This window comes from Nonomuraea longispora, from assembly GCF_004348345.1.
Lineage (GTDB): Bacteria > Actinomycetota > Actinomycetes > Streptosporangiales > Streptosporangiaceae > Nonomuraea > Nonomuraea longispora.
Genome location: NZ_SMJZ01000091.1, coordinates 18237 through 31927, shown reverse-complemented (window position 1 = coordinate 31927; position 13691 = coordinate 18237). Strand labels below are relative to the sequence as shown.

Sequence of the window (13691 nt, the reverse complement as noted above, 5' to 3'; positions counted from 1 at the left end):
CGTCACCGGCCCACCGCCAGGTAGACCCGCATCGGCACGGACAGCACGCCCTCGGGGAAGACCTCGCGCAGCTCGGCCCGCTGCCGCTCCACCAGCTCGTCGGCCCGCCGCGGCGACAACGCCGCCATGTAGGAATGGGAACGCAGGCCGAGCAGGAAGTCCTCGATGCCGACCAGCCTGGTCCACGGGATCCACCGCTCCTCGACCACCTCGAAGGCCGAGGCGATGGGTGGCGCCGACCACCGCTCGACCGCCGGCCCCCAGTAGGAGGGCACCTCCTCCGCCAGCCGGGCTTCGTACGCGGCCAGCCATTCCGCCTGCGCGGCGTGCGCGAAGTTCCAGCAGCCCGCGATCGTGCCTTCCGGCCGCAGCACCCGCCTCGCCTCGGCGATCGAGGCAACCGGGTCGAGCCAGTGCCACGACTGCGCGTAGATCACCAGGTCGGCGACGCCGTCGGCCAGCGGCAGGGTGTTGCCGTCGGCCAGCAGGGCCGTGACGGGCACGCCCTCCTCCTCACGGCTCCGCGACACCAGCCTGGCCAGCATCTCGGCGCCCGGGTCGACCGCGATGACCTGCGTCCCGCGCGACCTCAGCGCCCGCGTCATGATGCCGGTGCCGGCGCCCACGTCGACCGCGGTGGCGCCGTCGAGGTCGACGCCGGACACCTCGGTGAGCGCGCGGTAGAGCTCGTCGGGATAGCAGGGCCTGCCCGCGTCGTACGCGTCGGCCACCCGGTCGAACACCCTGCCCAGATCCTTGATCGGCCCGTTGCTCACGTGGACGCCGCCAGGTGCAGGCGGGCGAAGGCCAGCGCCTCGGCGAGGTCGTCGATGCGCTCGGTGCGGCTTGCCGCCCTGCGGGTGTTGATCTCGAGCACGACGAGGCCCGAGTAGCCGTTGCCCGCCAGACGCTCCAGGACCTGCGCGCACGGCTGGTTGCCCCGGCCCGGCACCAGGTGCTCGTCCTTGTTGGTCACCCCGAGGCCGTCGGCCAGGTGCAGGTGGGCGAGCCGGTCGCCGAGCTTGACGGCCATCTCCATGGCGTCGGAGCCCGACACGGCCGTGTGCGACAGGTCGAGCGTGACCTGAGGGAAGGCGTAGTCGATCGGATTCCAGTCGGGGGAGTAGGGGACCACGTCGTTGCCCCTGGCTCGCAGCGGGAACATGTTCTCCACAGCGAAGACGACGTCGGTCTCGTCGCGCATCCTCGCCAGGCCGTTCTCGAAGTCGCGCGCGTAGTCGCGCTGCCAGCGGAACGGCGGATGGACCACGACCGTCGAGGCGCCCAGGCGTTCGGCCGCCTTCTGCGCCTTGACCAGTTTCGCCCAGGGGTCGCGGCCCCACACCCGCTGGGTGACCAGCAGGCAGGGGGCGTGGATGGCCAGGACGGGCAGCTCGTAGTGGGCGGAGAGCCGCTCGATCACGTCGATGTCCTGGCTCACGGGGTCGGCGCCGACCATGACCTCGACGCCGTCATAGCCCAGGCGCGCGGCCAGCTCGAACGCGTCTGGAGTGCGTTCCGGATATACCGAAGCAGTGGACAATGCGATCTTCGCATTGGGCACGCGGATGACATCAGCCACGTTGCCAGCCTAAGCGGGTCACGCCGATCTGGCGCGCGAGCCCACGTGACGAGCCTGTGTCGAGCGGCCCACAACCGTCACGCAGGCGCAACCAGGGGGACGCCGCGGGCCGCGCAGCGCCTAGCGTTGGGGCCATGGCACGGATAGCGAACGGTGCGATCCCCAGCCCGAACATCTGGAACGCGCCGCAGATCTACGAGCTCGAGAACCGCGCCGTCGACCCCGAGGGCGCGGCCGACGCGGCGATGCGGGAGCTGCGCCCCTGGGACGCCGCGACCGTGCTCGACATCGGCTGCGGCACCGGCTACCACCTGCCGGTCCTGGCCGCCTCCGCGTCCCGTGTCATCGGCGTCGAGCCGCACGGGGACCTGGCCGCCCTGGCCCGCCGCCGCTGCGCCGGCCTGCCCAACGTGACCGTGCACGCCGCCACCGCCCAGGACCTGCCGCTGCCCGACGCGAGCGTCGACGTGGCGATGGCGCGCTGGGCGTACTTCTTCGGGCCCGGCTGCGAGCCCGGCCTGCGCGAGCTGTCCAGGGTCGTACGCCGTGGCGGCGCGGCCTTCGTGCTCGACCTCGACGCGACGCGGGGGTCGTTCGGCCGCTGGTTCTCGCACACCGTACCCACCTACTCGCCGCGCGACGTCGAGGCGTTCTGGGACAGGCACGGCTGGCAGCGTCGGCCGCTCGACCTCAGGATGGCCTTCGAGCGGCGGGCGGACCTGGAGGCGGTGCTGCGCATCGAGTTCGCGCCCGGCGTGGCCGAGCAGGCCATCGCCGAGATTCCCGGCCTGGAGATCGCCTATCCGAACGTACTTCGCTGGCGCCACTTCTAGGGCTTGACCTTGACGTCGGTGTCAACGTTTACCGTGGTCGTATGCGCATCGGAGAGCTGGCGGAACGCACAGGAGTGAGCCCGCGCTCGCTCCGCTACTACGAGCAGCACGGCCTGCTCAGCGCCCGCCGCGCGGCCAACGGCTACCGCCACTACAGCGAGGAGGACGTCAGGCTGGTCTCCGAGATCAGGGCCCTGCTCAGCGTGGGCTTCACTCTGGAGGACACCCGGCCGTTCCTCGACTGCCTGCGCCGTGGGCACAGCTCGGGGGGTGCGTGCGCCGAGTCGGTCGAGGTCTACGAGCGCAAGCTCAAGGAGATCGACGAGGAGATCCGCGCCCTGCTCGCCCGCCGTGCCGAGGTGGCCGCCCAGCTCGCGCAGTCCTGTCCGGGTTGCTTCGTAAGGGGATGAAGATGATCACATTGACCACTGACAACTACGAGGAGCAGGTGCTCAGGAACGACAAGCCGGTGCTGGTGGAGTTTTGGGCCGAGTGGTGCGGGCCGTGCCGGATGGTGGGCCCCGTACTCGAGCAGATCGAGGCCGAGCACGGCCTGACGATCGGCAAGCTCGACACCGACGCGCACCCCGAGATCATGGCTCGGTACGGCGTGATGGCGGTGCCGACGATGCTGTTGTTCGAGAACGGCGAGCCGGTCAAGCAGATCGTGGGAGCCAAGCCGAAGCGCATGCTGGTCGCGGAGCTGGGCCTGACTTGAGGCCACGGACGACCGATGTGACCCCCGGACGATCGACGAGACCCACAGAGGCCCGACGAGACCCGCGGACGACCAACGAGACCCACGAAGGCGCGACGAGACCACGAAAGCCGACTAAGTGCCCTTGAGCTGAAAGAATCGGACTTGTCCAAGGCTCCGTCCATCCCAGATCGGAAGGCACGTTCCGAGTGGACTCGGACGCTTCCCGCGCCAAGATCACTGTATCCGCCGACGCACTATCTCGACTCCAGCTCGTACGAGAGCGAGGTGCTCGCCGTCAGCATCGGGGTCAGCAGCAGTGGCGCATGTACTCCTGCAGGTCGGCGAGCGCCTGGACGACGCGCTGTTTGTCGGCGCGATACAGCACGACCTTGCCCTGCTTGCGGGAGGTCAGGATGCCGCCGCGTTTGAGCTCGGCGAGTTGCTCGGAGGCGCGGGGCTGGCCGATCCGGGCCAGCTCGGCGACCTGGTTGACCGACAGTTCGGCGCCGCGGGCGAACAGCAGCATGATGCGCTGGCGGATCGGGTTGGCCAGGGCCTTCAGGAAGGCGTGCACGGCCGGGCTGATCTCGACGGCTGGCTCCCGTTGTGGATCGGCCGGGCAGCACTGAGCGCTGTCCGTCGCGACTTCGGCGCCGGATGCCGTCTGCTGAGCCATCACCACCTCCTGCCAACTCATTCCACCACCATATCTCTACTTTGACATATCTAAAAATAGGGATATATGGTCCCGGCCATGACCAGATCCCCTGATCCCGTCGTCATCGTCGGAGCCGGCCAGTCCGGCCTGGCCGCCGCCCGTGCCGTCCACGAAGCCGGCCTGACGCCGCTCGTCCTGGAAGCCGGCGACCGGCCGGCCGGCTCCTGGCCCGCGTACTACAACAGCCTCACCCTGTTCTCGCCGGCCCGCTACAGCGCCATGCCCGGCCTGGACTTCCCCGGCGATCCCGACCACTACCCCCACCGCGACGAGGTCGCCGGCTACCTGCACAGCTATGCCGCCGGCCTGGACGTGGAGATCCGCACCGGCACGCGGGTGCAAGCGGTGGAGCGAGACGGCCGGGCGTTCGTCGTGCGTACCGCCGACGGCCAGGAGGTGAGGGCCGGCGGTGTGGTGGCCGCCAGCGGCTCCTTCTCCCGTCCCGTCCGTCCCACCTGGCCGGGCCAGGAGAGTTTCACCGGCCAGGTGCGGCACGTGGCCGACTACCGCGACCCCAAGGATTTGGCCGGGCTGCGCGTCGTGGTGGTGGGCGCCGGCAACTCGGCCGTCCAGGTGGCCTACGAGCTGGGCGAGGTCGCGCAGGTGAGCATCGCCTCGCGTCGGCCGCTGGCGTTCCTGCCGCAGCGGCGCGAGGGCCACGACGTACACCACTGGCTGACCAGCAGCGGTTTTGACGACCTGCCGCTCGAATGGCTGATCCACAGCGTGCAGCAGACGCTGGCGATGGACACCGGCGACTACCGCGCCGCGATCGAATCCGGCCGGCTGCAGCGGCGGGAGATGCTCACCGGCTTCGACGGCGACGCCGTCGTCTGGCCGGGCGGTGAGCGTGAGCGCGTCGACGTCGTCCTGCTGGCCACCGGCTACCTGCCGAGCCTGAGTTACCTGCGTCCGCTCGGCGCCCTCACCCCCGACGGCCTGCCCTTGCACCAGGGCGGCATCTCCACCGTGCTGCCCGGGCTGGTCTATCTGGGGCTGGAGTTCCAGCGCTCGTTCGCCTCCAACACGTTGCGCGGCGTCAGCAGGGATGCCGCCTACGTCGTCGGCCCGTTGGCCGCACACGTGGGGGACGCCCCCTCCCACCTCGGCCTCTGACCTGATGCTTCGATGCGCGGCTAATTTGACAAACCTCTAAGTAGAGCGCATGATTGACTCTGATTAGACGGATGTCTATTCAGGAGGTACGGGATGCGTGCTCTGTTCGCCCGTCTGCGCCGCGCGCCCGTACCTTCGGCCTGTCGCACCGCCAACCCGTCCCACCCCATGGAGAGCAGCATGACTGACAGTTGCTGTGGCACCACCGCCATCGAGATCGAGCAGTTCGCCGGCGCCGCACAGACCGGCGTGCTGCCGGTCGTCGTGATCGGCGCCGGTCCGGTCGGCCTGGCCGCCGGCGCTCATCTGGCCGAGCGCGGCATCGACTTCCTGCTCCTGGAGGCCGGCGACCACGTCGCCGCGTCGGTCGCGCAGTGGGGACACGTCCGCGTGTTCAGCCCGTGGAAGTACAACATCGACGCCGCCGCCCGCCGCCTACTGGAGGCCGACGGCTGGACCGCTCCGGACGGCGAGTGGCTGCCCACCGGCGCCGAGCTCATCGATGACTACCTCGCCCCGCTGGCCAAGCTGTTCGGCGACAAGGCACGCCTCGGTGCGAAGGTCACCGCGATCAGCCGCCTCGGCTACGACCGCGTGCGCACGGCAGGCCGCGACGAGGTGCCGTTCCTGGTCCGCCTGGAGAGCGGCGAGGAGCTGCAGGCGCGGGCGATCGTCGACGCGTCCGGCACCTACACCAGCCCGAACGTGCTCGGGGCGAGCGGCCTGCCCGCGCATGGCGAGGGCGCGGTGTTCGTCGACCACGCCCTGCCCGACGTGCTCGGCGCGGACCGTGACCACTACGCGGGCAAGCACACGCTGGTGGTCGGGGCAGGGCACTCGGCCGCCACCACCCTGCTGGCCCTGGCCGAGCTGCCGGACACGCCGATCACCTGGGCGATCCGCGGTGGCAGCGCGAGCCGCACCTACGGCGGCGGGGACGCCGACGCGCTCCCGGCCCGCGGAGCGCTGGGCACGCGGCTCCGCGCCCACGTCGAACTCGGCCGCATCACCCTGCTGACCGGCTTCTTCACCCACCGCCTCAACGCCACCGAACAGGGCGTCGAGGTGGTCAGCCGCGCCCCGTCCGGACACGAGCAGAGCGTCATCGTGGACCGCATCGTCAGCGCGACCGGCTACCGCCCCGACCACGCCATCGCCACCGAGCTCCGGCTCGACCTCGACCCGGTGCTCGGATCCACCCGCGCCCTGGCCCCGCTGATCGACCCCAACCAGCACTCCTGCGGCACCGTCCCCGCCCACGGCGTGGACGAGCTCGCGCACCCGGAGCCCGGCTACTACGCGGTCGGCGTCAAGAGCTACGGCCGGGCACCCACGTTCCTCATGGCCACCGGCTACGAGCAGGTCCGCTCCGTGGTCGCCGCTCTGGCCGGGGACTGGGAGGCAGCCCGGGACGTGCAGCTCGACCTGCCGGAGACCGGCGTGTGCTCCTCCAACCTCGCAGAAGCCCAGGAGCGGCGTGTCGGCCTGGGCACCGGCATCAGCGGCGGCCTGCTGTCCGCCCCGCTCCCGCTCGCCACGGTCGGCGCTTCGGCCGAGCCCGGCGGCGGCTGCTGCGGCTGAAGGGAACCGAGAATGTCCGACGGATACCCCACCCGCCGCCCAGAAGGAGGCGCTGCGCCTCATCTTTGACCACGGCCGGTTGGAAACCGAGCAACTGGGCCGCCTTCTGCTCCAGGTCCGGCGGCCCGTCTTCTCAGTCGTCGACAAGGCGCTGGCTCCACTTTGCGCGGTCGCCCTCGCTCGGGCCGCAGGTGATGGCGCGGTGGCCGCAACCTGCGCGATCGCCACGTTCGCGCTGGTGGCCTACCACCGCCTATAATTTCGACAGCGTTCGAATCAGGAGGGGTTGTCATGACCGTCCCCACCGGCCAGTGCTGCGCCCCGATCGCCCGCGAACCGCTGGACGAGGACACCGCCGCCGAGCTCGCCGTCATGCTCAAGGCGGTCGCCGACCCGGTGCGGCTTCGCCTGCTGTCCATGATCGGCTCCCACGCCGGCGGCGAGGCGTGCGTGTGCGACCTGACCGGCACCTTCGACCTGACCGCGCCCACCATCTCCCACCACCTCAAGGTGCTGCGCAAGGCAGGGCTGATCGACGGCGAGCGGCGCGGCACCTGGGTCTACTACCGCATCATCCCCGAGGCGGTGAACAAGCTCGGCGCCCTGTTCGCTCCCCTCACCGAGTCCGTTCCCCAGCCTGCGGAGGGACGCACCGGGCCGGAACTGCTGCCCGCATGACGGTCGCTCCTCGGCCGGTCGACGTCGGCCGGGGTCGTCACCTACCTGGCCGGCCACGAACGCCGCGCTAACTGCCGGTGCTGCGCCCCGGTGACCGTGCGCGCGGTGCGGCGCGGGAACGGCCCACTTCCTTGTCGATACCGTGCGGGGCAACCGGCAGGCCAAGGACGCCTCGCAGCGTCTGCACGTAGCAAGCGCGTCCTGACCGTTGGGTCGAATATCCTCACCGACGGGAGGCAGGATGGCATCTTCACCACACGCCGCCGAGGCGGACCGCACCGGCGGAACGGGGCGGCGTCACCACGGCAACCGGCACGGACGCAGCGAAGAGGCCCGGCTGGCCGTTCTCGAGGCGGCCGACGATCTGCTGGTCGAGAGGGGTTTCGCCGGGGTCACGATGGAGGCCGTCGCCGCCAGGGCGGGTGTGGCCAAACAGACCATCTACCGTTGGTGGAAGACCAAGACGGATGTCCTGATGGACGCCTTCCTCCAGGATGCCACCGAGAGTTTGACACCCACCGATTCCGGCGATGTGGGCCGCGACCTGCGTGAATATTTGCGCCGATTGGCGTGGTTCCTGACTGAGGCCGACTCCGGGGCCGTGTTCAAAGCCTTGATCGGGCAGGCGCAGCACGATCCGGCGTTCGCCCAGGAGTTCCGGGCCAGGTGTCTCGACGTGCAACGCCGCCGCGACCGCCGGCCGCTGGAGAGTGCCGTGCGCAGAGGCCATCTGCCCGCCGACCTCGACCTGGCGGCCGAGGCGGACCAGCTCGTGGGCCCTCTCTACTACCGCGTGCTGGTGACCGGTGAACCCGCCGGCGACGCGTTCACCGACGGGCTCGTCGAGGCCTTCCTCGCCCGTCACGGCGTCGGGGAGCTCACAGGCGGCAGCTGATCTCCATCCCGTCTTCGACGGGGAAAGCCACACTGTGGTAGCCGTTCCCGGGATCGCGTACGTAGGCCAGGTACGGTCGCAGGCTGCTCAGGTTGATGTCGTCGGCCACCACGAGCGTGCCGGGCCGCAGGCTCGGTTCGAGCAGCCGCAGCACGGGCAGGCACAGGTCCTTCCAGCCGTCCAGCAGCAGGAAGTCCGGTGTGACGTCCAGGTCGCGAAGGGTTTCGCGGGCGTCCCCCTCCAGCACGCTGATCACGTCTTCGAGGCCGGTCTGCGCGAAGGTCCCGCGCGCCGCGGCGATCTTCTCCTTGCTCAGCTCAGTGGTGATGACGCGTCCGGCGCCGTTGTCCCGCACGGCCGCGCCCAGGTACAGCGTGGAGATGCCGAAGGACATGCCGAACTCGACCACCGTGGCCGGGCGGACGGCCCGGACCAGGTTGTAGAGCAGCCCACCTCCCGCGGCGGAGATCGGTATGTAGATCTGCGCCGCGGCGTCGGCGTGGTCCTGGGGTGACATCCCCGAGAACCCGTCGGGCATCATGCGGGCGGCGGTGGCCTCGTCCCGCTCGGCTTGCTCGAACATCCGGCCAAGGGCAGCCTCGACTCGGGGGTCGGCAAGGGTGAACGTATGCGTCATGGCGCTAGAGTAGACGAGGCGTTGCGTCTATTCTAGGCATGCGCTCGACCTGCGCCCCCGACGAAATCGGCGGCGGTCCCGGACGGCGACCGGCGCGCTAGGCCGCTGCCCAGGCCGGCCGGTTCCCACTGGACGGCGCCGGGCCGGTCCACCTGCTCAGGTGTGATGACCCAGGCCGTCAACGATGACGCGCAGGAGGCGGTGGGCGCGGGTGTCCCACTCCGCGGGCTCCAGGCGGGCCAGGTAGCCGATGAGGAGGATGACGTCGCGGGGGTCGATGTCGGGGCGGACGGCGCCCTCGGCCTTGCCCGCGTCGAGGAGCGTGGACAGCGTCTCGCCGATCGGGCCCAGGCTGTGCGTGGACAGGTCCTGCCGCAGCCCCGCGCAACATGGACGAGTACGCCATCGCGCCGCAAGCCGTCGCCCGCGCTGTCGCCTTCGCCATCGAACAGCCGCCTGACGTGGAGATCGGCGAGATCGTCATCCGCCCGACAACCCAGAAAGTGAGCCGGTCGCCCGTCCAGGCCGGGCTCGCACCGCCGGAGGCGACGACGAACAACTCCGCCGCAGGCCAGCGCGTGGTATGTCTCCACTGCCATGCGCGATGGTGACGCCGCCGATAGCTACGCCACTCACATCGTCGCTTGCTGGATCGATCCGCCTCCACCCGTTCGCCGGGAAAGGCCGAACAGCCGGCCGCAGCGACCGGCTGCCCCCGGCGCGGTCATGCGCCGGGTGTGGGGGTGCGCTCGTCCGGGACCGGGCCAGGGCGTTGCCGCGTGGCCTTTCCCGCGAGGAGTGCTCGCCGCGCCGAGACGATCACGGCCAGGACGACGAGACCGAGGATGACCATCGTGACGGGCCGTCCGAGGACGTACCCGGGGTTTCCGTCGGAGAAGGCCAGGGTCTGGCGCAGTGAGACTTCGAGCGTGGGCTGGAGGACGACTGCCAGCACGAAGGGGGCCATGCTGAACCCGGCCCGGCGCAGCATGAATCCGAGCAGTCCCGCGACCAGCATCACCACGACGTCGAACATCGAGTTGTTCTCGGCGTACACGCCCACGACGCACAGGCCGATCACGAGCGGCATCAACGTCTGCGGCGGGATGGACAGCAGGCGGGTGAAGAGCCCCACCAGCGGAAGGTTGAGCACCAGCAGCATCAGGTTGGCGATGTACATCGCGGCGATGACGGTCCAGAACAGGTCGGGCTGGTCCTCGACGAACGTCGGTCCGGGGACGATGCCGTTGAGCAGCAGGGCTGCGAGTACGAGCGCCATGGTCGGCGCGAACGGGATCCCGAGCGCCAGCAGCGGGACGAACGCCGCGCCGGCCGCCGCGTTGTTGGCCGCCTCAGGGCCGGACACCCCCTGGACGGCGCCCTTGCCGAACTTGTCAGGATTTCTGGAGATCTTCCGCTCGACGACGTAGGAGGCGAACGTCGACAGCACGGCGGCGGGACCGGGCACCAGCCCCAGCAGAAAGCCGATCACCGAGCCACGCACCGCCGCGGGAGCCGCCTGGCGGGACTCCTGCCTGCTGGGCAGGAGTTCCCTGAGCCGTGGGGCCTTGACGGGCTTCGGGCGCCAGCGCCGGCCGACCATCGTGAGCGCTTCCGCCACGCCGAAGGCCCCCATGACCAGGGCGATGAAGCTGAAGCCCTCAGCCAGGGTGGGGGATCCCATGGTGAACCTCAGGTCACCGCCGGCCGGGTCGATCCCGACCGTGCCGATCGCCAGGCCGGCGCAGATCATGACGATGGCTTTCGCGGCGGAGCCGCCGGCGAGCGCCGCCAGCAGCAGGAGTCCCGCGACGCACAGTGCCAGGTATTCGGGCGGACCGAGCTTGACCGCCATCCCGCTCAGCCACGGCGCCGACATCATGAGGCCGAAGATGGCGATGGTGCCCGCCAGGAACGACGAGAGCGCCGCGATGGTCAGTGCGGGCCCTGCTCTGCCCCGTTTTGTCATCTCGTGGCCGTCGAGCGCTGTGACCACCGACGACGCTTCACCGGGTACGTTGAGCAGGATCGAGGTCGTCGACCCACCGTACGTGGAGCCGAAATAGATCCCGGCGAAGAGGATCAACGATCCCGTCGGGCCCAACTGCGTGGTCATCCCGAGCAGGACCGACATCGCGCCGATCGGCCCGATGCCGGGCAGCACGCCGACCATCGTGCCGAGTACCACGCCGACCAGCGCGAGGATGACGTAGGCCGGATCGGCGAAGGCGGCGAAGCCCGCGCCGAGGTTGTCGATCGCGTCGCCCACGGGGCGTCCTTCCGTTCAGAACAGGCCGAGCATGCCGGCCGGCAGGGGGACCGCCAGCCAGCGCACGAAGACCAACCAGGTGGCCGCGCCGAAGGAGAAACCGAAGATCACGGCGCTGCTCCACCGGGAGACCCCCATGACCTTGGCCATCAGGACCAAGGAGATCGCCAACGTCGTGATCATGCCCACGGTGTCGCCCACCGCCGGCACCAGCAGGGCGGCGGCCAGCACGCCGGCGATCCGCCACCAGCGCACCTCACCGTCGCCCTCGCCTTCCGCATCGCCTTCCGCATCGCCTTCCGCCCCGGCTTTCTCGTCGTCCGCCGGTGGGGTGAGACCGCCCGGCGTCCGTCGGCGGCTCTGCAGAAGGACCACGGCACTGGCGGCGACCAGCACCAGCGCGACGACGAAGGGAAAGAAGCCGGCCCCACTGTCCGCCATCGTCCCCAGACCCTCATCGAGGGCCAGCGCGCCGTACAGCAGGCCCAGCACCAGCAGCGACCCGCCGGCGATCACATCCGGCTTGGCTATCCCCCGTACAAGACCCGTTCCCCTCATTTCGGCGCGATCAGGTTCGCCGCCTCCGCGGTCTTCTTGGCCAGCCGCGCCTTGGCCGACTCACCGTCGGCCCCGCTGACGACCAACCCCAGCTTCTGCGCCGCCTCGGCGAACTTCTGACTCTTGACGGCCGAGCCGAACACCTCGCTCAGTTTCCGCTGGACGTCGCCGGGCAGTCCCTTCGGCGCGATCAACACGTTGTAGGCCTCCCACTCCAGGGCGACGTCCTGCTGGGTGAAGGTCTGGATCTCGGGGGCGAGTTCGATGGGCTCGGCGGAGGCGATCCCCAGTGCGCGAAGCTTACCGGCCTTCAACTGCGCCGTCCCGCCGGCCAGTTGCATGACGCCCACCTCGACGTTGCCGCCGAGCAGGGCCGTGACGGTCGCCTGGTCGCCGTCGAACTTGACGTGCTTGAACCGCGTGCCCGTCAACTGCTCGAACTTCCCGGCCGGGATGGCGTAGTTGAGGGGCCCCTCGGCGATCGTGATGACCCCGGGGCGGGCCTTGGCGGCTGCGACCAGATCGCCGATGCTCTTGTACGGCGAGTCGCCGGGCACCACGAACAGCACCGGCGACGTGGTGATCTCGCTGATCACCGAAATCGCCGCCGGGTCGTAGGAGACCTCCTCCGTACGCGGGAGCAAGGTCAGCGGACCGTCCGGCACGAGGCCGATCGTGTGCCCGTCCGGTTTGGCGCTGAGCGTCGCCGTGGTGCCGACCGAGCCGGCGCCGCCCTCCCTGTTCACCACCTGGACGCGCCGGCCGAGCTTGCCCTCGTCGTTCACGACCTCGACCAGCGAACGGGATGTGGCGTCGATGGCGCTTCCGGCTGGATAGGGCACGATGAGCTGGATGTCCCGTTTCGGATAGCTGTCCTGGGACGCGGGCGCACCGCATGCCGCGGTGACGAGTACGACGGCCGCGAGGAGCGCGGGCAGCGCGGCACGTCCGCGCCTGCCGGCCGGAAGAATACTCATGGGGCACCTCCTGGGAGGGACAGGGCAGGATGGGTTCCCGGTCCGATGGCGGCCGTGGCGACGATCGAGTCGTGCCAGCCGTCGTCGCCGAAGTCGTAGGCGTCTCGGTGGAGCCGTTTGAAGAACAGGTGCGCGCTGTGCTCCCAGGTGAAGCCGATCGCGCCATGGAACTGCACCATCGCGGCCGACATCCGGCGGGCCAGGTCGGCGGCGCGGCTCTTGACCACCGACGTCATCAGCACGGCGTCGTCGCGCCCGGTGTCGTGGGCGTGGGCGGTGTACCACAAGGCGTCGCTGATCGTCGTCCAGGCGACGTGGAGTTCGGCCAGCTCGTGCTGGATCGCCTGAAAGCTGCCGATCGCCCGGCCGAACTGCCGGCGCCCGCGAAGGTGATCAAGAGTGATCCGCATCGCCGTGCCCGCGGCGCCGACGAGGTCCGCGCTCACGAGCACGGTCAACCGCTGGACGATGCGCTCGAAGACGTCGTCGTGGGCCCAGCTCAGCGGCTCAGCGGGCGCCTCGGTCAGGGTCACCCGGGCCGCACGCATGGTCGGGTCGACGGGCTCGACCGCGCGGATCGACACCCCTGGATGTCCGGCCGCCACGACGGATACCGCGGGACCGCTCGCCGACGTGGCGGCGACCAGCAGGATGTCGGCTTCCTGCGCATGGCCGACGATTCCGGCGTCGCCGCTGAGCAGTCCGTCACGGGTGGCGGCGACGGCGATGCCGTCGCGGTCCCACGAGCCGCCCGGAGCGCGCAGGGCGGTCGCGCCGATGAGCTCGCCCGCGACCATCGGCGCGAGCCAGCGGCGCCGCTGCTCCGGGTCGATCGAGGTCGCGAGGATGTCGCAGGCGGCCATGGCCGTTCCGACGCCCGCCGGCGCGAGGCCGGCCCCCAGCGCCTCGGCGACCACGGCGAGGTCGAGCAGCCCGAGTCCGAGACCCCCGTCCGACGGCGCGGCCGTCACCCCGAGCCAGTTGAGGTCGGCCGCCGCACGCCGCAGGCCGGCGTCGAACCCGGCCGAAGGCGTGTCGGCGTACTCCGCCACGCGCGCCAGGCCCAGGTGACGATCGAGCCAGCGCCGTACGGCGCCACCCATCGCCACCTGCTCCTCACTGAGCCCAAAGTCCATGTCACCGGTCC

17 protein-coding genes are annotated in these 13691 nt (G+C 70.4%); 8 read left to right on the top strand and 9 right to left on the bottom strand.

The features are described from left to right. Positions 1–2: 2 nt before the first annotated feature. Complete coding sequence (locus E1267_RS23315; protein WP_246064176.1) at positions 3–776, bottom strand: class I SAM-dependent methyltransferase; 774 nt, start codon at positions 774–776, stop codon at positions 3–5. Next, entirely contained in the window at positions 773–1582 is an 810-nt protein-coding gene (locus tag E1267_RS23310; protein WP_132334895.1) for a sugar phosphate isomerase/epimerase family protein, read from the bottom strand. Before E1267_RS23310 ends, E1267_RS23315 begins: the two co-directional genes overlap by 4 nt. A gap of 134 nt (positions 1583–1716) precedes the next feature. Between E1267_RS23310 and E1267_RS23305 the strand changes: the two genes are divergently transcribed. Genes E1267_RS23305 through trxA form a run of 3 tightly spaced genes read left to right on the top strand, consistent with a single transcriptional unit; the run spans position 1717 to position 3133 of the window. Next, a complete protein-coding gene (locus E1267_RS23305) occupies positions 1717–2415 on the top strand; it encodes a class I SAM-dependent methyltransferase (RefSeq protein WP_132334893.1) in 699 nt (232 codons plus the stop codon). A gap of 41 nt (positions 2416–2456) precedes the next feature. Then, entirely contained in the window at positions 2457–2825 is a 369-nt protein-coding gene (locus E1267_RS23300; RefSeq protein ID WP_132334891.1) for a MerR family transcriptional regulator, read from the top strand. A 2-nt stretch (positions 2826–2827) separates the two neighbouring features. Then, positions 2828–3133 carry a thioredoxin gene (trxA, locus tag E1267_RS23295; RefSeq protein ID WP_132639512.1) on the top strand — a complete coding sequence of 102 codons (306 nt, stop codon included), beginning with the start codon at positions 2828–2830 and terminating at the stop codon, positions 3131–3133. A gap of 289 nt (positions 3134–3422) precedes the next feature. On the opposite strand, the gene E1267_RS23290 is transcribed toward trxA, so the two are convergent. Further along, complete coding sequence (locus E1267_RS23290) at positions 3423–3812, bottom strand: ArsR/SmtB family transcription factor (protein WP_220449633.1); 390 nt, start codon at positions 3810–3812, stop codon at positions 3423–3425. Positions 3813–3869: 57 nt separating this feature from the next. Here E1267_RS23290 and E1267_RS23285 point away from each other — a divergent pair, with 57 nt between their 5' ends. The 4 genes from E1267_RS23285 to E1267_RS23270 all read left to right on the top strand — a co-directional run bounded on the left by E1267_RS23285 (position 3870) and on the right by E1267_RS23270 (position 8103). Then, positions 3870–4949 carry a flavin-containing monooxygenase gene (locus tag E1267_RS23285; protein WP_132334887.1) on the top strand — a complete coding sequence of 360 codons (1080 nt, stop codon included), beginning with the start codon at positions 3870–3872 and terminating at the stop codon, positions 4947–4949. Between the two features lie 180 nt (positions 4950–5129). Continuing rightward, positions 5130–6530, top strand: a complete 1401-nt coding sequence (locus E1267_RS23280; RefSeq protein WP_132334885.1) for an FAD-dependent oxidoreductase — start codon at positions 5130–5132, stop codon at positions 6528–6530. Positions 6531–6821: 291 nt separating this feature from the next. Beyond that, a complete protein-coding gene (locus E1267_RS23275) occupies positions 6822–7208 on the top strand; it encodes an ArsR/SmtB family transcription factor (RefSeq protein ID WP_132334883.1) in 387 nt (128 codons plus the stop codon). A 241-nt stretch (positions 7209–7449) separates the two neighbouring features. Then, a complete protein-coding gene (locus tag E1267_RS23270) occupies positions 7450–8103 on the top strand; it encodes a TetR/AcrR family transcriptional regulator (RefSeq protein WP_132334881.1) in 654 nt (217 codons plus the stop codon). Here E1267_RS23270 and E1267_RS23265 read toward each other — a convergent pair. Next, entirely contained in the window at positions 8087–8740 is a 654-nt protein-coding gene (locus E1267_RS23265; RefSeq protein ID WP_132334879.1) for an O-methyltransferase, read from the bottom strand. The two genes, E1267_RS23270 and E1267_RS23265, sit on opposite strands and share 17 nt — an antisense overlap. 156 nt (positions 8741–8896) lie before the next feature. Further along, a complete protein-coding gene (locus tag E1267_RS47970; RefSeq protein ID WP_425465091.1) occupies positions 8897–9082 on the bottom strand; it encodes an SbtR family transcriptional regulator in 186 nt (61 codons plus the stop codon). Between the two features lie 47 nt (positions 9083–9129). On the opposite strand from E1267_RS47970, the gene E1267_RS45730 reads away from it, so the two are divergent. Then, complete coding sequence (locus E1267_RS45730) at positions 9130–9351, top strand: hypothetical protein (protein ID WP_220449632.1); 222 nt, start codon at positions 9130–9132, stop codon at positions 9349–9351. Between the two features lie 113 nt (positions 9352–9464). Here E1267_RS45730 and E1267_RS23255 read toward each other — a convergent pair whose 3' ends face one another. The 4 genes from E1267_RS23255 to E1267_RS23240 are packed head-to-tail and all read right to left on the bottom strand — an operon-like array spanning position 9465 to position 13680. Next, entirely contained in the window at positions 9465–11009 is a 1545-nt protein-coding gene (locus E1267_RS23255) for a tripartite tricarboxylate transporter permease (protein ID WP_220449631.1), read from the bottom strand. Between the two features lie 15 nt (positions 11010–11024). Continuing rightward, positions 11025–11525 (bottom strand): tripartite tricarboxylate transporter TctB family protein, encoded by a 501-nt coding sequence (locus E1267_RS23250; protein WP_165959744.1) that lies wholly within the window; start codon positions 11523–11525, stop codon positions 11025–11027. Positions 11526–11563: 38 nt separating this feature from the next. Continuing rightward, positions 11564–12544 (bottom strand): tripartite tricarboxylate transporter substrate binding protein, encoded by a 981-nt coding sequence (locus E1267_RS23245; protein WP_132334875.1) that lies wholly within the window; start codon positions 12542–12544, stop codon positions 11564–11566. Continuing rightward, positions 12541–13680, bottom strand: coding sequence for an acyl-CoA dehydrogenase family protein (locus tag E1267_RS23240; protein WP_165959743.1), 1140 nt, complete (start codon positions 13678–13680; stop codon positions 12541–12543). The genes E1267_RS23245 and E1267_RS23240 overlap by 4 nt, the downstream gene beginning before the upstream one ends. Positions 13681–13691: the final 11 nt, after the last annotated feature.

Excerpts from the sequence above, each read along its gene's own strand:
- E1267_RS23305 (WP_132334893.1), top strand. The coding sequence starts at position 1,717 with ATGGCACGGATAGCGAACGGTGCGATCCCCAGCCCGAACATCTGGAAC.
- E1267_RS23300 (WP_132334891.1), top strand. The coding sequence starts at position 2,457 with ATGCGCATCGGAGAGCTGGCGGAACGCACAGGAGTGAGCCCGCGCTCG.
- trxA (WP_132639512.1), top strand. The coding sequence starts at position 2,828 with ATGATCACATTGACCACTGACAACTACGAGGAGCAGGTGCTCAGGAAC.
- E1267_RS23290 (WP_220449633.1), bottom strand. The coding sequence starts at position 3,812 with ATGAGTTGGCAGGAGGTGGTGATGGCTCAGCAGACGGCATCCGGCGCC.
- E1267_RS23285 (WP_132334887.1), top strand. The coding sequence starts at position 3,870 with ATGACCAGATCCCCTGATCCCGTCGTCATCGTCGGAGCCGGCCAGTCC.
- E1267_RS23280 (WP_132334885.1), top strand. The coding sequence starts at position 5,130 with ATGACTGACAGTTGCTGTGGCACCACCGCCATCGAGATCGAGCAGTTC.
- E1267_RS23275 (WP_132334883.1), top strand. The coding sequence starts at position 6,822 with ATGACCGTCCCCACCGGCCAGTGCTGCGCCCCGATCGCCCGCGAACCG.
- E1267_RS23270 (WP_132334881.1), top strand. The coding sequence starts at position 7,450 with ATGGCATCTTCACCACACGCCGCCGAGGCGGACCGCACCGGCGGAACG.
- E1267_RS23265 (WP_132334879.1), bottom strand. The coding sequence starts at position 8,740 with ATGACGCATACGTTCACCCTTGCCGACCCCCGAGTCGAGGCTGCCCTT.
- E1267_RS45730 (WP_220449632.1), top strand. The coding sequence starts at position 9,130 with ATGGACGAGTACGCCATCGCGCCGCAAGCCGTCGCCCGCGCTGTCGCC.
- E1267_RS23245 (WP_132334875.1), bottom strand. The coding sequence starts at position 12,544 with ATGAGTATTCTTCCGGCCGGCAGGCGCGGACGTGCCGCGCTGCCCGCG.
- E1267_RS23240 (WP_165959743.1), bottom strand. The coding sequence starts at position 13,680 with ATGGACTTTGGGCTCAGTGAGGAGCAGGTGGCGATGGGTGGCGCCGTA.